The sequence below is a fragment of the Bacillus luti genome (assembly GCF_009739945.1).
Taxonomy (GTDB): domain Bacteria; phylum Bacillota; class Bacilli; order Bacillales; family Bacillaceae_G; genus Bacillus_A; species Bacillus_A luti.
The window spans coordinates 3,452,929-3,470,916 of the sequence record NZ_CP040336.1; the positions used below are offsets into that span (position 1 = coordinate 3,452,929).

A 17,988-nucleotide genomic window follows, 5' to 3' on the forward strand; every position below is an offset into this window, starting at 1 on the left:
AGACGAAAATCGGAAGACATTGTTTGATCCTATTCCGTCTTTTACTTATACCTCATAACAAAGTGAAAAAAGAATTCACTCTAAACCTTTATAACAATTAGAAATTTCAGTTTATAATTGTTCCATTTCGTGATATATTGCGTATTATATCCAATATATTTTTTTGAAAGGAGGACATATGCTTTATGGATCCGAATCGGATAAAAGGCATTATCATGGTCATAATCGGTGCATGCTTATGGGGTTTGTCCGGAACAGCTGCGCAACAACTTTTTCAATATGAAAATATTTCCACTGAATGGTTAGTTACAATCCGTTTACTTATATCCGGCGTTATCTTACTCTTTATTTCATCATTTGGAACGAGAAAAAAAGAAATATTCGGCATATGGAAACAAAAATCTGATGCTATTAAAATGATTTTGTTTGGCCTATTCGGTATGCTTGCTGTACAATACACGTACTTTGCTTCTATTAAAGAAGGAAATGCTGCCGTTGCAACATTGTTACAATATTTAGCCCCTATATTTATCACTGTATACTTACTGTTCAAATGGAACATTCGTCCATCAAAAATTGATTTTATTTCAATCTTCCTATCATTAGTAGGAACTTTCCTCTTACTAACAAACGGGTCTGTTTATAACTTAGCTGTATCTACACCAGCTATTATTTGGGGGATTTTATCTGGACTGTCTCTTGCATTTTATAGTTTATATTCAAAGGAGTTGTTAGAAAAATGGTCTTCATCCGTTATCGTTGGATGGGGCATGATCATTGGGGGGATTAGCGTAACGATATTGCATTTTATTTCCACAAACGAATTCATTTTATTATCAACTATGAAATATGTAAAACTAAGTACCCTCCCGCTCATTTCATTTGTCGTCATTTTCGGGACACTCATCGCATTTTATTTATACTTAGACAGCATAAGATACCTTACTCCGAAAGAAACAACATTATTCGGTTGCACAGAACCGCTTGCGGCTATTATTTCTTCTGTACTTATATTGCACGTACCGTTTCAATCTTTTCAATTATTAGGTGCTTTCTGCGTCATTATAATGGTGCTCATATTAAGCCAAAAGCCGGATGAAGGAAAATCAAAATTAAAACTTGTTCATGCGAAAAAGGAAAATATACAATGAAAGGATTGAATTCACTATGCCTGTCCCTCAAAATTATAAAAAACCAGGAAGAGTTTCGGCAAAATCACTCGTTTTAAATCAACTACAAGATTGGATTATTGAAGGTGTACTACAGCCTGATGAAAAAATTAATGATGGGGAATTGGCTGAAGCACTTGGAGTAAGTAGAACGCCAGTTAGAGAGGCGTTACAAATTCTAGAGCTTTCTGGTCTAGTGGAAATGGTACCTGGGCAAAAAACGAAAATTGCTCCGATTAAATTAGAAGACGTATCTATCATTTATGAGACGATGGCTGGTCTTCACTCAATTATTGGAAAGCAAGCACTTCAAAAAATTACAGCTGCTGATATTAAACTATTATCCGAAATAAATAATTCTTTTCAACAATCTATAGAGGAAAAAAACTCAAAACGAGCTTTACAACTAGATATACAATTCCACAATACAATTACTTTTATTGCTAAAAACCGATATATTGAACCTTTTCTAGAAAATATGCAGCTTCATGTTTTGCGCCTTGAATATTTGTTTTTCCAAAACTTTGTTCCAGCAAGTCAATCTATTGAAGAACATCACTCTATCATTCAAGCATTGCAGAAGCAGGATGAAAAACAAATGGAACAAATGATGTCCCAAAACTGGCTCCGTCCAATGAAAGAAATACAAAAATTAATTTCTACGAAATAAAGTGAAACTTTAATCAGTGGGGGTTTTGTTCATCCCCCACTGATTATTAGTTGAACCAATCGGGCTTTTACGGGCAGTTGATCCCTCACCTAACTTCTTTGCTTCCGCTGAATTTTGAGGTGGGGGTCTTACTGCCCGTTAATGCGGGATAAAAGGAGAGCTGGTTACACAAAATCGTAACCAGCTCCCCTTTTACTAATCTATATAGTTATGCCTGAATATCTGCATAATCTTCCATATCTTCGTACTCTTTTTCCAATTCCTCTAAAGACAGCTCGTATAATTGTCGGTCGCGAATTTTAAACACACCTGCTCCAATTAACTCATCAATTAAATGCCTCTTACGATTTTCAACAGCAAAACGGAGTTGACTACTCATCTTTTAAAAAACTCCTTTCTACGATCATTGAAAATGATAATCTTTATCAATTACCACTTTTGATTATAAAAGATGATTCTTAATAAGTAAAGTAATCTTATGAAATATTTACCTTACAAAGTATTTGTGGCCACATTATATATATGTATGTCGTGCGAAAAATGTTATGACACTTTTTCGTATCCTTTTTCTTTCATACTTTGCAAGTTGTCTCACTATGAGCGAATTCACCATCAATTTCTACTTGAATGGTGACATGTTCTACATGAAACTTCTCCTTTAATACATCCGTAGCTTCTTTTAATACACTTTGCGTTTCATTACCTTTAATAATCAAGTGGCAAGTTAATACTTGAAAATCCGATGTGACAGACCATATGTGTAAATCATGAAATTCCTTTACAATCGCAATACTTAACAATGTCTTTTTTACTTCTTCAACATTTATGTGCTGCGGTGCACCTTCCATTAATATATGAACCGTATCACGTGTTACACGCCATCCACTAATAATGACTAAAATAGACACAAGAATACTAGCAATTGCATCTGCAGCAGTCCACCCAAAAAATTTAATAAGTAACGCAGCAATTATCGCTCCAACTGATCCTAATAGATCACCTAATACGTGTAAGAAAGCACTTCGTAAATTCAAATTACCTTTCACATCTCCGCCCCTCATTAATATCCAAGCTGATAAAATATTAATAAGTAGACCAAGTACAGCAATAATGAGCATCCCATTACTAGCAATCTCAACCGGTTCTTTAAAGCGACGAATGGCTTCAATAAAAATGTACACTGAAATGACGATAAGAACGACACCGTTACATAATGCCGCTAACATTTCGACTCGCTTATATCCATATGTCTTTGCGGCAGTTGCCGTTTTTTCTCCAAGCTTAAACGCAAGTAAACTTAAAGCTAAAGATACCGCATCGCTTAACATATGCCCCGCGTCAGATAATAGGGCCAAACTATTTGTTACAAATCCCCCAATAACTTCAGCAATCATAAAACTTGTCGTTAATACAAAAGCAATTAGTAGCGCCTTTTTATTGTTAGAATGACCGTGATCATGTGAATGTCCCATACGAATGCTCCTTTAAGTACAATATCTATACATTAGTATGGAACAAACTCCCCGTCTTTATCCCATATTAGCTGCCGTTAAACGCCCACTTCCTCTGTATACACACTTCGCTACTTTTTAAACAATCCCTTTTTCTCAAATAAAAACAAGACTACTTCTTTTTTATTTTCATATTGTTTACTAATAAAAGAATTTTTAAGGAGGTTACTAAAATGAAACGTTTATTTCTCTGTATGGAACGTGAACTTGTTGTAGTGAAAGAACAATATGGTAACTATGAAACAGCGTATCACTTACAAAATATGCAACCTACCTGTATCGCCGTTGATCCATTCCAACAAAACCGTGTATATTGCGGAACATTTGGACGAGGTCTCTGGTTAAGTGACGATAGTGGAGATTCATGGAGACCGATTGGAGATTCTTATCGTTACTTTGATTTTCCAAAAGAAGATGGTATTTTACATTCTTCGATTACTTCCATTACGATAAGCCCTAATGAACAAGTTAACGGATATGGCGTCGTTTATGTCGGCACAGAACCGAGCGCTTTATTCCGTTCAGAAAACGGTGGTGAAACGTGGACGGAACTTAAAAATATGAAATCATTATTATCTTCTTATACGTGGGCTTTTCCGCCTAGACCTTTTACCCATCACGTACGCTGGATTACAGTGGATCCACAGAATCCAAATACAATCCACGTTTCAATCGAAGCCGGTGCCGTTATTCAAAGTAACGATAAAGGACATACATGGATTGATAAAAAATTCGGTGCTCCTATCGATGCTCATCAATTACTCATGCACCCTGAAGCACCAAATCGCCTTTATGCATCATGTGGTGACGGATTTATGGGCGGACCTGATCGCGCATATCTTGAAAGCTATAACAGTGGAAATAGCTGGATTTCATGCAGTGACGGACTTGAGCATCATTATTTATACAGCATGGCTATCGACCCAGCTGATTGCGATACAATTCTCGTTTCTGCTGCACCGAGTGCTGATCTCGCTCATCACCGTATACCTTATGAATCTTATATTTATCGTAAAACGAAAGATACTCCTTTCCAGCAAGTACAGCAAGGACTACCATCAGCAATCGGTACAGTCATTTCGATGTTTGCGACAAATCAAGCAGAACCACATACGTTTTACACTTTAAATAACAACGGCGTGTTTCAATCTAATGATAGCGGCGAATCTTGGGAACAACTAAACATCCCGTGGAAAGATGAGTATAAAACACAACATCCGCATGCGTTACTCGTAACTAGTTTTTAACGAAAAAGAAACTGCCTAATGTTTTTAGGCAGTTTCTCTTTTATTTCTTTAAGTCAATTACGATATCATCTAATATAATATCTTTCTTTTTTGCTTCTTTATTCGGCACTTCAATTTTCTTCTCGACTCCATTAATAAATTCCACTCCTCCATGATTTTCAGGTGTATGAACTCTTAAATGAACACGAGGTGTAACGATAAGCTTTGTTGCATTTTCGTTCAACTTTTGGAATGTGGAACTCCAACTACTTTTATGCGGTTCTGCTACTGTACTAGTTCCGCCATTTCCTTCACCTGCATATTTATTGCCTAAATCATCTTTTATTTCTAATTCCACATCAGCGCTATCCCATATACTTCTTAATGCCTTAGATTCTTCCTGATTATAAAAAACGATAAAGGACATCGGGGTTACTTCCATTTTGTCTATATTTACTTTTATTAATTTATTTTCAGAAACCCCATTAACTTTTACTTCCTTACTATCCATTGCTTTTAAACTAAGTGCAAAATTCCAGCTCCCCTTTATTACATTCCCTTCATAATCCAACTCAATTGCCTCTATATCCCACCAAACATTTGCAACATCTAACCTTTCACTACCATGACCACTCATCGTAGTCATACCTACATATTTTCCCTCTCCAACTTTTGTCACGTCCGAACTACCTCCTCCACCATTAAAGCCCATCACTTGCGGACTTCCAAATGGGAACGGTTTCTCTCCTAAATCTTTTTCGCTCTCAATAGAATATGTGATTGTAATTGTTCTACCATCGAATACAGCATCATTAATTGTAACCTTAACCCCATTACTCTCTCTCGTCATATTCAACTCAGTCGAAAACTCTTTATAATTTTCATATAACCCTGTTCTACCATTATCTAAAAATCGGAATATGTCACCTACAATTGGCAATCCCCCGGCATATGTAGGAAACCCGATACCAAGTGTTGCAGCGGATAATCCTACTAAAATAGATGCAGCAGCGACACCTTTTTTCCAACTTTTCATCTTTTTCTTCGTACGTATCGATTGTTTTACATTACGTTTTACTTTTTCTTTTTCAATTTCAGAAGTCTCAATTTCCTCAAGCTCTTTTTCATCTATATCAATGTCATTTAATAGTTCATAAATGTCTTTCATATTGCACTACCTCCAAAATTAATATTCGTAGCATTTTGTTGTAGTTTCTTTTTCCCTCGGTACACTCGATTATCGATCGCTGCCCGGGTTAGTCCTAACTTTTCACCTATTTCCTCTGTCTTCATACCGAGAAGGTATTTCATAATGAACACCTTTTGATCTAGCGGTTCTAATTGATTAATAAGCTTCAATAATTCTTCCCTATCTTCCATAACGATTAATTCATCTTCAGCTGACTTTTCTGTACTGATATGAAACTCATCTGAAATAATTTCTACTTTTTTAGTTGCCTTCCGGTAATAATCAATTGCTTTAAACTTTGCAATTGCCGCAATCCATTTTTTAAAATCATTCGGCTCTCCATGAAATTTATTTGCGTTATTCCAAATGGAAAGAAATATATCATTTACACACTCCTCTATGAGTCCATCATTTTGAACCGGAAGAAGAACTTTATGCGTTATCCCCTTTATGAGTGGTAAGTATGTATCGACAACAAATTCTAGCGCATCTTCTTTTTGTCGCTGTAATCTTTTTATAAAATTTTTCTCATTTGATTTCATGTAGCGATTCCCCTTATTTTTTTGTAAAAACTTTTACACCCTATATAACGTCTTACAACATTTTTTCTCTCATGTTTTTAATATTTTTTGTATGTAATGGAATACTTTCCCTTAGCCATTGTCTCACATAACTATGCGTTCAAAGAAAATTTTCTCAAGTCTGTAATTTAATTCATGTAGTACACTATTTATATAATCACCATTTAACTTAGTGTACATTTTATTTCATTAATATACTTTTAAAATTAGGAGATGAGATGTGTATGTGTGGAATTACAGGTTGGGTAAATTGGAATAAGGATCTTTCCAATGAACATGTTATTTTAGAAAAGATGGCACATAGTATTCAGCATCGTGGTCCTGATGCTGAAGGATTTTGGTTTTCACCTCGCGCGGCCTTTGCACACCGCCGGTTAATCGTAATTGATCCAGAAGGCGGAACTCAACCGAAGACATTTCGTGCTGGTGATTATACGTATGCTCTTACTTATAATGGAGAAATTTATAATTTCCGTGAGCTTAAAGAACAACTTCAAAAATGTGGTCATGCATTTGAAACGCATTCGGATACAGAGGTGTTACTACATGCTTATTTAGAATGGAAAGAAGACTGCGTGCAACATTTAAATGGAATTTTCGCTTTCGCCTTATGGGATGATCAAAAGCAACAATTGTTTTTAGCGCGAGATCATTTAGGGGTAAAGCCACTCTTTTATACAGAAAGAAATGACAGCATTATTTTCGGATCCGAAATAAAAGCATTATTAGCTCATCCATCTGTTCCTGCTGAAATTGATGCGAATGGCATAAATGAAATATTTGGATTAGGCTTATTTCGAACGCCAGGATGTGGCGTCTTTAAACATATTCAAGAAGTGCGTGCTGGACATTCTATAACGTTTACACGTAATAAAAAAGCAGTTAAAAAGTATTGGAATTTAGAAAGTAAAGTTCATACAGACTCTACCAGAGACACATCATCACATATTTTATCTATTTTACAAGATACCGTAAAAAGACAATTAATCGCCGATGTTCCTCTCGTTTGTATGTTATCAGGAGGATTAGATTCTAGCGGTATTACTGCACTAGCTGGGAAAGAGTTCGCTTCTGAAAATAAAACACTTCATACGTATTCCATTGACTTTGTAAATAGCGCGAACGATTTTGAGCTTACATTCGCTCGCACTGGTTTAGATGCTCCTTGGGTAAAACGCGTTTCTGAACATGTAGGAACATCACATCATGACATTATTGTGAGTGCAGAGGAATTAGCAAATCACTTATTCGTTCCCCTCCGTGCAAAAGATTTACCGAGTGCTGGTGAAATGGAAACTTCACTATATTTACTATTTTGCGAAATGAAAAAGGATGCAACTGTAGCTTTATCTGGAGAATCTGCTGATGAAGTATTCGGTGGATATCCTTGGTTTCACCAAGAAGAATTACTATATGTCGATAAGTTTCCTTGGCTAACAAATTGGAAAAACACTTCTCCTCTTCTACTAAATAAAGTAAATAGCCAATGCAACCTAGAAAACTATATCGATACACGATTCCAAGAAGCGATACTTGAAGTACCTACTCTTGAAGGCGAAAGTAAAAAATCCGCGAAACAACGTCAAATGTTTTATTTATTTTTAACGAGATTTCTCCCGTTCTTACTTGACCGTAAAGACCGTATGAGTATGGCTGTAGGATTTGAAGTTCGTGTTCCCTTTTGCGATTATCGATTAGTTGAATATTTATGGAACGTTCCTTTCAACATAAAAAGCATTGATAATATTGAAAAAGGTATTTTACGTAGAGCACTGCAACCTGCTTTACCTGACGATGTACGCAATAGAAGAAAAAGTGCGTATCCAACTTCACAAGACCCACATTATTTACAAACAATCCGTCATTTGTCACTCGACATGTGCAGTAATAAAAACAATCCTATTTTCTCACTTATTAATCATTCCACATTACTTTCGATTGCCGATCAAAGTAATAAAGAAATTAACAATTTTGAAGCAAGAAGTGCTATGGAATACATGCTACAAGTAAATGAATGGTTGAAAACGTATCATATCCATATCGCTTAACAAAAAGGAGTTCAAGGATAAAAACCTTGAACTCCTTTTATATTAATTAGCGCATTGTTCATTTTCGGTGTCAATTGACCATCCAATAATTGTGGCACAATCTCTACCTTTCCACTGCAGTACATTTGTTAATACTGGTTCAATCTGCAAGCTATTTCCGTCGTGCAATATTTCTACTAAAGATTGATCATCATCAAACCTTCGTTTATCACACTCTAAAATACCGTCCGTTGCCATTACAATGTGATTCATTCCTTTTTCTAATCCTCTTACACCTGACGTAAAGCAAGGTGTATTTGCTGCAAAGATATTTTTCCTACCGATATATTCATAATTTTTTCGTTTATTTAATCGTCCTTTTCCATTCTTCGTTTTCTCAGAATGGAATAAATAAGCGAAACAGTCACCAACTGATAGCCAATATAAAAATTCGCCTTTTCGTAAACAAATTAAGCAGGCAAGTTCCTCATCATCTTGATCACATTTTTCAATAAATAACTCATCTGTAAATAACGCTAATAAGTACATATGTGTATGGTGAAAAGCTAAATGTATCGGGTAAGAAAATAGCTCTTTTAGCTTCTCTTTTCTTTCCGAAATTGCTTCTATTATGTAATCTATATTTTTTGTTTTGTGGTGTGTATCAAAAATCATAACAAATTCAAATTGTAATTTCGGATCCCACCAAGCAAGTACTGCATCTCCTCGTTCATATGCATCACTCTCTTGATTTCCCCCATATACGCCGACTGAAAGAGGACCACATTTTTCAACATGTATTTCATCTACATACATCTGTTCATGACTCATCCATTTGAATGTATTCACAGCTATCATCCTCTCTCTTGCTAAATGTATACCTTTACACATAGATTACCTTATATTTCAATAAAAATAAACTTTTTCAACATTTTTTATCCAAATGAAAGGATTTTCATTCTTAATTAACGAATATATCTTATTATACGACACAAAAAACTGGGGGATTTATCATTATGAAAGACATCAATCAGCATTGGGAGGGTATTTATTATCACTTACGATATGAATATGAAGACAACCTTTCTCACCAAGCCATTCGTATTTTACAAATCGTTTCTCGTGAGAAAGATATAACAATTGGAAAAGTCGCTACTGAGCTTAGTCTCTCTCATAACACAGCATCTGAACACGTAAAGCGCCTTATTCAAAAAGGGTTTATCATGAAAGAAAGAAATAAACAAGATGAAAGAGTTGTGAACCTTACTTTAACGAAAGAAGGCATTGAAGTATTAGAAAAACATACTTTACTAGATAAAGAAAAGATAAAAATATTAGAATCACAGTTATCAAAAGAAGAGCAACAATTAATTGAAAAAGCTTTTTCTTTATTAGCGAAGGAGGCAAAGTATGCATTTCCTCGTTAAAGTAATCGTTTCGGCACTTATTATCGGCGTTATTACTGAAGTCGCTAAACATTATAGTGCGATAGGCGGCTTTATTGCTGCCCTTCCTCTCGTAAGTTTACTGAGCCTATTTTGGATTTCTTTCGAAGGCGGGAACAAACAAGAATTGAGTCAATTTGCTTTAGGTGTATTATATGGATTTCCTGCATCAGCACTACTATTATTTATCGTTTATATCGGTTTAAAAAACTCATTCGCACTTAGTACATCTGTCCTATTTGGTATCGGTGTTTGGTGCATCGCTTTCGCTTGTCAAAAATTATTTCAAGCTTAGGAGGAATTATTATTTATAAATTTGTAGAGATATTAGGCCAAAATATAGAAGTATATATAAAAGGAACTAATAAACAAACTGTAGTCATTCAGACCGGAATGACTTGCTCATTTTATGATTGGCTTCCTATTATAGAAAAGCTTTCGCAGCAATTTACAGTCGTTTCATACCATCGCCCAGGTTACGGAAAAAGTGAATTAGGAAATGATTCACGTACTACAAGACAAGCGACAAAAGAACTACATATGTTACTACAAAAACTGGATATTCACGAGCCTATCATTCTAATCGGGCATTCCTATGGAGGTTTATGTGCACAACATTTTGCGATGTTACATGAAGATAAGTTGCAAGCACTTATTTTAGTTGATTCCACTTCTATGAACTTACACCGATTAGATGAACTTCATTTACCAATTTCTGATCAAACGGATTCTGATGATATGTGGCTTCAAAAATATAATACGTACTCCAAAATGGATGTAGACACACTTTATAATGAACTAAAGCCTATGCTCGGCGATCAATCAAGACAACAAATTGAATTTCTCACTTCTCCTTCATTATATAAAGCGACAGCTTCTGAACTATTGGAATGGAAAAAATGTGCTCTTTCACTAAAAGAGCTATATAAAAAATTAGAAATACCATTAATCGTTATCGGTAGAGATCCTCAATATTCTATTACTCAGTTGACTGAGAATAACATGCCAAAAGAGGAAGCCACACAACTTGAATCAATGTGGCAAGAACTGATTCATGAACAATTACACCTTTCAATCCATAGCCAATACATACTTGCCGAACATGCTGGTCACGGAATAGAAAATGATCGACCAAATATTATTATTGAAGCGGCTCATTCCCTAAGAATAAAAAAAGGAAGCAACTAAAGCTGCTTCCTTACTTATCTATTCATAATCTTCTTCATCATCGATTTCTTCATAATACGAATTCCCATTACTTACATATATAGGACCATTCGCAACATCAATACGTAGTACCCATGCCCATGGCACAGCTAAACGTTTATGTATTGCTCGCCAAAAGCTCATTGATTTTCTTTCGTACTCCTGGAACTCCTGAAGTAACTCTTTATAGGAGGAACCGTCTAACTGAACATTTGCTTCTAATAAACGAGAATGGGCATAGTATTGCAGCTCTAGTTCAGCAGCAATTTCCATTTCTTCTTCCGTTGCCATACCTATAATTGTTCCATCTACTGGTGCAATTTCATATACGTTGTGAACTTCAATAAGCCCTTCTTTCTCTTTCTCAAACATGTAAACAGCCTCCTTTAACATATATTTTTTTGTTACAAAGTCATACTTCTACAATAACTTCTCTCTTTCCTCTTTTTTTGATAAACTTTTACAAATTATTTATCTGATGACCCGTATTCTCTATCCTTTCGGCAGAAACTAAATCTTCATTATGAAAATTCAACTTAAATATATCGGGCATACGAAGTGTTTTCCAAAATCGAAAATCATATTTTGAATCAAAATAATTCATGAGTAATACCATAATATTTCCATGAGTTCCTATTACAATATTCTTATCTTCATATTTTTTTAATATATTTTGCATACATATTACAGCACGCCTTTGTGCTACATCATTCGATTCTCCGCCTTCGTATGCAAAATCCCAATCTTCCCACACCTTTTGGACCGCATCATTAAAATCTGTTACTAGCTCTTTACTTAATAATCTTTCCCGTAAATTTTCCTCTATTTGTATCGATACATTATATGTATTTGCAATTCCTTGTACAGTTTGAATCGCCCTTTTATACGGACTAGAAATCACAACATCAATATGCTCATCTTTTAATAAGCGTGTTACATTCTCTGCATCTAATTGCCCTTTTTCAGATAGCGGACGCTCCCTTTCATCTTGTGTATATGTAGAGTGGGCGTGACGAACGAAATATATTGTAGTCATGATTCAACTTCCTTTCTTATTTTCAATCTATATTCAATAATAAGATTGGAAAACCCTGTATTAAAAAAGAGCACTTTTCATAAGTGCCCTTTTGTTTACATAATAAAATTATTTTATTGTAATTTTCCTTCTAAACTCTTCATCTGTTATAGCATCTTGAATAAAATAATCGATATTATTTCTCAGTTTTTGGTATGCAACTTGATCTTCTATATCGTTAAACATAATGACAACCTCTACCTTATTCCCCTTCTTATCTGTAGTATACAAACTTTTTGTCAATACGAATGCGGTAGAGCCGCCTTTTTGACCAGCAAATTCTAACTTACTATTATCAACTGTTCCTTTAAAAATATTCTCAATTTCTTCTTGCATTGATTTTGGAAAATAATTTCTACTATTTATCTTTTCCATTATACTCATATAATCTTTAGCATTTGCACTCACTAATCGATCTGACCAAATACGTTGGAATTCCATATCTACTTTTAATGGAATATCACGCTTTTTCCATTCTTCTTCATCTTTCATCCATTCCTGTATTTGTAACACATGTTTATCATATCCATCTTTTGACATGTTACGTAACGTTTTTAATGACTGATTTTCTGGCACATGAAGTTCTTTTTCTACGTATCCTCTCATATATAGTGCAGCCGTATAAGACGTAAACTTATCATGACTAGTAAGCTCTAACTCTTTTATACTTTCATTTACTCTTTCTATTCCAAGCTTTTCTAACAAATATGTTGTATTTGCATTAGAACTATAATGAATCATTCCTTTAGCGACTTCTTCTAAAGCGATTTGTCCATTTTTCACTAACTCTCTAGTTTCGGCGTCTTCTAACCAGGCAGGATGTGCTCCACCATCAGTGTTTTTAACGTAATATTTTTCTAATTCATGCAATGAAATTTGTTCATCTCGGCTTATCTTTCCTTCTGACACTTGCTTAGCAAACTCAACTGCTATTACGATTTTTGCCGTACTCGCTAATGGCAATTTTACCTTTTCATTTATAGATGCTAATACTTCCCCATTTTTTCTAATCAGTAATGAACAGGTTTTATCACCTTTATGTTCTTTTATGTACTTTAATACGTAATTAGGATCTTCTTTTGACAAATAGTACTTCATAATTGCAAAGAAAGCTATAACGGCTACTATAACCACTCCTGCAACAATTTCAATAATCTTTACTATATTCACAATATGCCCCCTAACAAAATTTCTTCTACATACTAATTATACTGAACTGAATTACAAAATTATACAAAATAGAGTAACTCTTCCTAAAAAGAAAGCATTACTCTATTTCACACGAAGTTATTTGTCCATTTAACGTAACTACTATATTCGAGTCATTAGTCTGCTTGTCACTTTTAGAACGATTTAGTGTGGGTGGTCCAATTACAACCGACTCTTTAATTGGTGAAAAGTCCTTCAATAGTTTCTCTGCACTTACACCATATGCAGCTTGAAATACTTCTGGGGGTGTCAATCTTAGTACGTCCGATCCTTCTGCTGTTTCAAACTGATCGTTATTGAAAAACAAATGTAATTGTACTTCTTCTGTTACTGCTGTAATCCAATGCCACCAACCCATTGGAATGAAAACCGTTTGTCCAGGCTTTATATGATAATTTTGCAATTGATTCGTTTCCGGATTTAAAATGGATGTAACTGCTTCCCCTGATACAACAACGTCTAGCTCCCACGCATTCGGATGCCAATGTGGTTCTCTCATATGCCCTTTTGTCATAAATAAATCAACAAAGGCTCCTCCTATCATCGCCGGTAACTGCGTTGAAGTAACTTCATATGCAACGTTTTTCTCATCTCTTTTAAAAAAGACATTTTTTCTCGAATCAAAGAAAAGGTTTGGAGTTCCTGAGCCTTTCTTTAAATTTTTATTATCTGTAACATAGCCTGAATTACTCATTCTATCCCTCTTTTCCGCTCCGAACATTTCTGTTTTCACACTGTATCGTATGGGGGAAATTCATAAATGTGCCTATCATTCACATAACAAAAAAACATGCTTCATAACGAGAGCATGTTTTGTGAATCATTTCACATTTTTAAGTTAAAAAATGAATGTTTACTTACCATGATGTAACATTAAATCACTTAGTTCTTCTTCAATGTGATTTAATTTCGCAACGCATTCTTTCCATTTATGAATATAACGTGAAACCCCAACGAAAAATAAAACGATAATTGTAGAAAGAATAATACCATACACGATTGCTACAGTACTCATAGTTACACTTCCTTATAATTAGTAATGTTGTTATTAGTTATGTTTTTATTATAAACCTTTTTCTTTTAAAATACTTCGATTTCAACTTTTTGTAACAAAATTGATTTTTCTAATATTTCATTCGTGAAAATGGCATATTTTTCACAAATTATACAAAACTTCACCATATGTACTATTACCATATGAGTTATATTATTAAATAGAATAAAGGGGATGATTACTATGACGACTTGGTTTATTGTAATGTTAGTTGTATTTGGGGCATTTAAAATTATCGTTTCTAGCCTTCCGAACTCTGTTATTGAATCCATTATTAGCAAGTACGAAACACACCCACAACTTGAGGAAGAGAATGTAACTGTTACAATTAATGGAAATCACTTAGAAGGCGAAAAAAAATCCAAAATTATTCATGATTTTAACGAAGGTTTATTTTTAGATCGCTATTATGCGCCACCACACAATGAAGGTACTCCTTTAATAATTAACGCAAAACGCGGCAAAAAAGATTTTACATTTTATATTTATAGCCACGAAGAGCATGTTGATGTTGTCAAGCAACATAAAAAGAAAGTAGTTGCTTATAGTTTACGCTCTAAAAATCTTCAAAATAGTGATATGTTCGTATCTGCTGATTTAGCTTAATGCTTATCGTTTTCACATACCGAAAAGGAATCCATGAACATATGGATTCCTTCTATCATATACCAATCTCCTTTACATTTTAAATTACTTCTATACTTTCCATTGCAAGTGAATATACATTTTCATATCCGGCTGTACTGAGCTTTTTCTGCAATCGATCCGTATCCTCTTTCAGTGCGTGTACTAACACCGTATGTTCTGGTAATAATGTATGTAACATCTCTTTAACGTCACTAATACTTTGATGAACCTTATATGGAACTTGCTCCACCCTACATTCTCTATTCACACGTTCTTTCATCACCTTTTCTGCAAAGCTCCCTTTCGCAATATGTCCAGTAAAGATAATAGCATTTCGCTTTTCATGTCGGAGTTGTTCATAATACAACTGCGTTCGTTCCATTTGCATATTCGCATCACTCATTACAACTATTCCATAACTATTTTGCATGCACATGTCATAATCCATAACTATTATGTTTCTTTTTAAATTCTCTATCATCCATTCAAATTCTTCACTATTTTTTATCCATTCTTTATATACGAACATCTCTTCAAATCCATCCAAAATTTCTTGATCTACTATAATGGGAAGTTCTTTATATTTTTTATATAAATACAATACGATATCTTGCGCCCTACCAAGCGGGGGCAACGGTAGTAACACTATTCCTTTATGTTTCGCAACTCGTTCAACTTCTGCACATAGTTCGTCTATTCGTTCATTTTGCGAAACATCATCAGTGTGATAAGCGGCATCTACGATTGCAATTTTTATATCGTGGTGCAATTTCTCAGGTAAATTAGCTCGTAGTATATTAGACTCCGCTGAATAATCGCCAGAATAAAATGCGTATGTATTACACATATCCACTAAAAACCAAACAGCTCCTAATACATGCCCACTATACCCCCATTGAAACCGCAATGTAGGAGTAATCTGTATCCATTCATTTGGATTGCTAATCTCATCAATACATACATAGTTTAAATCATTAATATTTTGTTCGTTATATGGTAATTTCCACCCTTTCGTCAGATTGTAGCTTCTCCATTTTTCAAAATAAACTGGCAGTTGTTCCTTCGTATAACGAGTCGTCCAAATTGTTTTCTTATATCCATACTTCGCTAATAAAGGTACACCCATCGTATGATCTTCATGAATATGCGATAAAAATACCGCATCCAAAAACGGAACAGCTTCCCGCACAATTGTTGGATAACTATCCTCGTATGATCGATTAATACCACAGTCAAATAATATTTTCGTTTCTTTATTTTTAACGAAATAGCAGGAACGACCGTATTCTCCCGCTCCTCCCCATACTTCCACCCTCATCATGCTACCTCTTTTCGTTTTTGCTCCATATGCTGCAGAAGTAATAAGCACATTGTTGTAAGTCCGACAGAAACAACAGCCATCGCCATTCCTATCGACACTTCTCCTTGTTCAAATTGAGAAAAAATAAACGTTGCTGACGTTTCTACCGATGGAGGTAGTACGAGAAGCGATGCTACTAACTCTCTTATCGAAATCGTAAATGTCATCGCCCACCCAGCAAGAATGCCTGGGATAATAAGAGGTAATATTATTTTTCTAAAAATGTAAATATAATTTCCAGAAAAAATACTTCCTGCCAGTACAAGAGAATCATCAATTTGTCCGAGTGATGCTTTTACATACTGCACCGTATAAGGTAGAAAAAGAACAACATACGTTACGATAACCATGACTGGTGTGTTATAAATTGACAGAGGCATATATGGTGAATTCCAAAATAAAATAAGGCCTACAACCATCACTATTCCTGGTACCATATTCGGTAATATACCGCACATATCAAGCCATTTTTCAGAGGAATTTTTCCCCTTCCGAATCATAAGCGCCAAAAACACTCCAATAATTACAGCGACAATTGCTGTTACAAGCGAAAACAGAAAACTATTCCATAAGGCTTCTAACCCTGGAGAACCTATTGTAAACAATGCTTCATAATGGCTTGTTGTGAAATTATTAAGATGTAGGCCGCCCCCTCTTAATTTTGACAAAGAAGCAATAAGTATAGAAAAATATGGGATTCCAATTGATACGATTAATAAACCAATTACATAAATCCATGCTACAAAGCGTGTAAATATAGACAAAGTATATCTTTTGGATTTCACACCTTTTCCATTTACCATTGCATATGAATATTTTCGATTCAATACATTTTGCATATACCAAATGAGCATACATGCACTAAGTAATAAAGAAGACAATGCTGTTGCACTACTAAAATCAATTGGCCAACTCGAAATAAATTTATGAATCTCTGATGTTAATACATGAAATCCAATTCTTCGTCCGAATGTAGCCGGTGTTCCAAATTCAGCAATCGTCTTTACGAAAATGAGTAAAGCCCCCATTACATAACTTGATACTAGTAACGGCAATATTATTTTTCTTAAACGATAGAAGAAGCTTCCGCCATGAACCGCTGCTGCCTCTTCTTTACTACTCCCAATCTGAAGTAACGTGTTTTTCAACATGAAATAAAGGAATGGGAATAAATGCAGACTCATAATTAAAACCATACCTCCTAAGCTAAAAAACGAAGATGAAATCATCTTTAGCATCGGAAAAAACTGTTCGAAATAGCCGTTAGGTTGCATAAACAAAATCCAACCCATCGACCCAATATACGGCGGTGTCATAAATGGAATCATAAAAACAACATCTAACTTACTATACTTTCCAACGTCTGTTTTGCTCATAATGAACGCCAATGGAAATGCAAATATAGTAGCCCCGATTACAACGAGTACGCCTAGAAGCATCGAATTTAGAAAAATCCCAGCTAATCCACCACTCTGCATCACTTCAAAAGGCTTTAAAAAATTCCAACTACTATTTTCATACACACTAGAAAATAAAATGAGAAAAAGCGGAATGACGATTAACATCGCCACAAGTAACAACGCTACCGCCATTCCAACTTGTCTTACTAACCCAAATCGATTTACCATGTAATCACCAT

Annotated in this window: 21 protein-coding genes; 8 read left to right on the forward strand and 13 right to left on the reverse strand. The window is 34.8% G+C overall.

The features are described from left to right. Positions 1 to 185 precede the first annotated feature (185 nt). Both EUC40_RS17440 and EUC40_RS17445 read left to right on the forward strand, forming a co-directional pair. A complete protein-coding gene (locus tag EUC40_RS17440; RefSeq protein ID WP_156576143.1) occupies positions 186 to 1,151 on the forward strand; it encodes a DMT family transporter in 966 nt (321 codons plus the stop codon). Between the two features lie 16 nt (positions 1,152 to 1,167). Continuing rightward, positions 1,168 to 1,839: a GntR family transcriptional regulator gene (locus EUC40_RS17445; RefSeq protein WP_156576144.1), complete on the forward strand. Its 672-nt coding sequence runs from the start codon at positions 1,168 to 1,170 to the stop codon at positions 1,837 to 1,839. Between the two features lie 208 nt (positions 1,840 to 2,047). Here EUC40_RS17445 and fbpA read toward each other — a convergent pair whose 3' ends face one another. Then, positions 2,048 to 2,218 (reverse strand): Fur-regulated basic protein FbpA, encoded by a 171-nt coding sequence (gene fbpA, locus EUC40_RS17450; protein WP_000098301.1) that lies wholly within the window; start codon positions 2,216 to 2,218, stop codon positions 2,048 to 2,050. A gap of 193 nt (positions 2,219 to 2,411) precedes the next feature. Beyond that, entirely contained in the window at positions 2,412 to 3,311 is a 900-nt protein-coding gene (locus EUC40_RS17455) for a cation diffusion facilitator family transporter (RefSeq protein WP_156576145.1), read from the reverse strand. Between the two features lie 212 nt (positions 3,312 to 3,523). Between EUC40_RS17455 and EUC40_RS17460 the strand changes: the two genes are divergently transcribed. Then, on the forward strand, positions 3,524 to 4,597 hold the full coding sequence (locus EUC40_RS17460) for a WD40/YVTN/BNR-like repeat-containing protein (protein ID WP_156576146.1): 1,074 nt from the start codon (positions 3,524 to 3,526) through the stop codon (positions 4,595 to 4,597). 40 nt (positions 4,598 to 4,637) lie between these two features. On the opposite strand, the gene EUC40_RS17465 is transcribed toward EUC40_RS17460, so the two are convergent. Then, positions 4,638 to 5,744, reverse strand: a complete 1,107-nt coding sequence (locus EUC40_RS17465) for a DUF4179 domain-containing protein (protein ID WP_156576147.1) — start codon at positions 5,742 to 5,744, stop codon at positions 4,638 to 4,640. Next, positions 5,741 to 6,307 (reverse strand): sigma-70 family RNA polymerase sigma factor, encoded by a 567-nt coding sequence (locus EUC40_RS17470; RefSeq protein ID WP_156576148.1) that lies wholly within the window; start codon positions 6,305 to 6,307, stop codon positions 5,741 to 5,743. Before EUC40_RS17470 ends, EUC40_RS17465 begins: the two co-directional genes overlap by 4 nt. Before the next feature lie 263 nt (positions 6,308 to 6,570). Here EUC40_RS17470 and asnB point away from each other — a divergent pair, with 263 nt between their 5' ends. Next, the gene (gene asnB / locus EUC40_RS17475; RefSeq protein WP_156576149.1) at positions 6,571 to 8,394 is read left to right on the forward strand and encodes an asparagine synthase (glutamine-hydrolyzing); all 1,824 of its coding nucleotides are present in this window, start codon (positions 6,571 to 6,573) and stop codon (positions 8,392 to 8,394) included. Between the two features lie 42 nt (positions 8,395 to 8,436). Here asnB and EUC40_RS17480 read toward each other — a convergent pair whose 3' ends face one another. Next, entirely contained in the window at positions 8,437 to 9,264 is an 828-nt protein-coding gene (locus tag EUC40_RS17480; protein WP_156576150.1) for a PP2C family serine/threonine-protein phosphatase, read from the reverse strand. 125 nt (positions 9,265 to 9,389) lie between these two features. On the opposite strand from EUC40_RS17480, the gene EUC40_RS17485 reads away from it, so the two are divergent. Genes EUC40_RS17485 through EUC40_RS17495 form a run of 3 tightly spaced genes read left to right on the forward strand, consistent with a single transcriptional unit; the run spans position 9,390 to position 11,006 of the window. Next, positions 9,390 to 9,800 (forward strand): MarR family winged helix-turn-helix transcriptional regulator, encoded by a 411-nt coding sequence (locus EUC40_RS17485; RefSeq protein ID WP_156576151.1) that lies wholly within the window; start codon positions 9,390 to 9,392, stop codon positions 9,798 to 9,800. Continuing rightward, positions 9,784 to 10,113 (forward strand): DUF3147 family protein, encoded by a 330-nt coding sequence (locus EUC40_RS17490; protein ID WP_000545624.1) that lies wholly within the window; start codon positions 9,784 to 9,786, stop codon positions 10,111 to 10,113. Before EUC40_RS17485 ends, EUC40_RS17490 begins: the two co-directional genes overlap by 17 nt. Beyond that, a complete protein-coding gene (locus tag EUC40_RS17495; RefSeq protein WP_156576152.1) occupies positions 10,074 to 11,006 on the forward strand; it encodes an alpha/beta fold hydrolase in 933 nt (310 codons plus the stop codon). The genes EUC40_RS17490 and EUC40_RS17495 overlap by 40 nt, the downstream gene beginning before the upstream one ends. Before the next feature lie 18 nt (positions 11,007 to 11,024). Here EUC40_RS17495 and EUC40_RS17500 read toward each other — a convergent pair whose 3' ends face one another. The 6 genes from EUC40_RS17500 to EUC40_RS17525 form a co-directional block, all read right to left on the reverse strand. Continuing rightward, positions 11,025 to 11,396 (reverse strand): hypothetical protein, encoded by a 372-nt coding sequence (locus tag EUC40_RS17500; protein ID WP_000461774.1) that lies wholly within the window; start codon positions 11,394 to 11,396, stop codon positions 11,025 to 11,027. Between the two features lie 88 nt (positions 11,397 to 11,484). Further along, entirely contained in the window at positions 11,485 to 12,060 is a 576-nt protein-coding gene (locus EUC40_RS17505; RefSeq protein ID WP_156576153.1) for a histidine phosphatase family protein, read from the reverse strand. Between the two features lie 108 nt (positions 12,061 to 12,168). Next, positions 12,169 to 13,269 carry a serine hydrolase gene (locus tag EUC40_RS17510; RefSeq protein ID WP_156576154.1) on the reverse strand — a complete coding sequence of 367 codons (1,101 nt, stop codon included), beginning with the start codon at positions 13,267 to 13,269 and terminating at the stop codon, positions 12,169 to 12,171. A gap of 97 nt (positions 13,270 to 13,366) precedes the next feature. Beyond that, a complete protein-coding gene (locus tag EUC40_RS17515) occupies positions 13,367 to 14,002 on the reverse strand; it encodes a cupin domain-containing protein (protein WP_071712332.1) in 636 nt (211 codons plus the stop codon). Between the two features lie 159 nt (positions 14,003 to 14,161). Continuing rightward, positions 14,162 to 14,323, reverse strand: a complete 162-nt coding sequence (locus tag EUC40_RS17520) for a hypothetical protein (protein ID WP_016088490.1) — start codon at positions 14,321 to 14,323, stop codon at positions 14,162 to 14,164. 65 nt (positions 14,324 to 14,388) lie between these two features. Continuing rightward, complete coding sequence (locus tag EUC40_RS17525) at positions 14,389 to 14,505, reverse strand: hypothetical protein (RefSeq protein WP_002011946.1); 117 nt, start codon at positions 14,503 to 14,505, stop codon at positions 14,389 to 14,391. A 40-nt stretch (positions 14,506 to 14,545) separates the two neighbouring features. Between EUC40_RS17525 and EUC40_RS17530 the strand changes: the two genes are divergently transcribed. After that, the gene (locus tag EUC40_RS17530; protein ID WP_156576155.1) at positions 14,546 to 14,968 is read left to right on the forward strand and encodes a YfmQ family protein; all 423 of its coding nucleotides are present in this window, start codon (positions 14,546 to 14,548) and stop codon (positions 14,966 to 14,968) included. Between the two features lie 79 nt (positions 14,969 to 15,047). Here the strand turns inward: EUC40_RS17530 and EUC40_RS17535 are convergent, their stop codons facing one another. Further along, positions 15,048 to 16,310, reverse strand: coding sequence for an MBL fold metallo-hydrolase (locus tag EUC40_RS17535; protein ID WP_156576156.1), 1,263 nt, complete (start codon positions 16,308 to 16,310; stop codon positions 15,048 to 15,050). Continuing rightward, positions 16,307 to 17,977, reverse strand: coding sequence for an ABC transporter permease (locus EUC40_RS17540; protein ID WP_156576157.1), 1,671 nt, complete (start codon positions 17,975 to 17,977; stop codon positions 16,307 to 16,309). The genes EUC40_RS17535 and EUC40_RS17540 overlap by 4 nt, the downstream gene beginning before the upstream one ends. Between the last annotated feature and the right edge of the window lie 11 nt (positions 17,978 to 17,988).

Coding starts and splice junctions, on each gene's coding strand:
- EUC40_RS17440 (WP_156576143.1), top strand. CDS start 186: ATGGATCCGAATCGGATAAAAGGCATTATCATGGTCATAATCGGTGCA.
- EUC40_RS17445 (WP_156576144.1), top strand. CDS start 1,168: ATGCCTGTCCCTCAAAATTATAAAAAACCAGGAAGAGTTTCGGCAAAA.
- fbpA (WP_000098301.1), bottom strand. CDS start 2,218: ATGAGTAGTCAACTCCGTTTTGCTGTTGAAAATCGTAAGAGGCATTTA.
- EUC40_RS17455 (WP_156576145.1), bottom strand. CDS start 3,311: ATGGGACATTCACATGATCACGGTCATTCTAACAATAAAAAGGCGCTA.
- EUC40_RS17460 (WP_156576146.1), top strand. CDS start 3,524: ATGAAACGTTTATTTCTCTGTATGGAACGTGAACTTGTTGTAGTGAAA.
- EUC40_RS17465 (WP_156576147.1), bottom strand. CDS start 5,744: ATGAAAGACATTTATGAACTATTAAATGACATTGATATAGATGAAAAA.
- EUC40_RS17470 (WP_156576148.1), bottom strand. CDS start 6,307: ATGAAATCAAATGAGAAAAATTTTATAAAAAGATTACAGCGACAAAAA.
- asnB (WP_156576149.1), top strand. CDS start 6,571: ATGTGTGGAATTACAGGTTGGGTAAATTGGAATAAGGATCTTTCCAAT.
- EUC40_RS17480 (WP_156576150.1), bottom strand. CDS start 9,264: ATGTGTAAAGGTATACATTTAGCAAGAGAGAGGATGATAGCTGTGAAT.
- EUC40_RS17485 (WP_156576151.1), top strand. CDS start 9,390: ATGAAAGACATCAATCAGCATTGGGAGGGTATTTATTATCACTTACGA.
- EUC40_RS17490 (WP_000545624.1), top strand. CDS start 9,784: ATGCATTTCCTCGTTAAAGTAATCGTTTCGGCACTTATTATCGGCGTT.
- EUC40_RS17500 (WP_000461774.1), bottom strand. CDS start 11,396: ATGTTTGAGAAAGAGAAAGAAGGGCTTATTGAAGTTCACAACGTATAT.
- EUC40_RS17505 (WP_156576153.1), bottom strand. CDS start 12,060: ATGACTACAATATATTTCGTTCGTCACGCCCACTCTACATATACACAA.
- EUC40_RS17515 (WP_071712332.1), bottom strand. CDS start 14,002: ATGAGTAATTCAGGCTATGTTACAGATAATAAAAATTTAAAGAAAGGC.
- EUC40_RS17520 (WP_016088490.1), bottom strand. CDS start 14,323: ATGAGTACTGTAGCAATCGTGTATGGTATTATTCTTTCTACAATTATC.
- EUC40_RS17525 (WP_002011946.1), bottom strand. CDS start 14,505: ATGGTAATAGTACATATGGTGAAGTTTTGTATAATTTGTGAAAAATAT.
- EUC40_RS17530 (WP_156576155.1), top strand. CDS start 14,546: ATGACGACTTGGTTTATTGTAATGTTAGTTGTATTTGGGGCATTTAAA.
- EUC40_RS17535 (WP_156576156.1), bottom strand. CDS start 16,310: ATGATGAGGGTGGAAGTATGGGGAGGAGCGGGAGAATACGGTCGTTCC.
- EUC40_RS17540 (WP_156576157.1), bottom strand. CDS start 17,977: ATGGTAAATCGATTTGGGTTAGTAAGACAAGTTGGAATGGCGGTAGCG.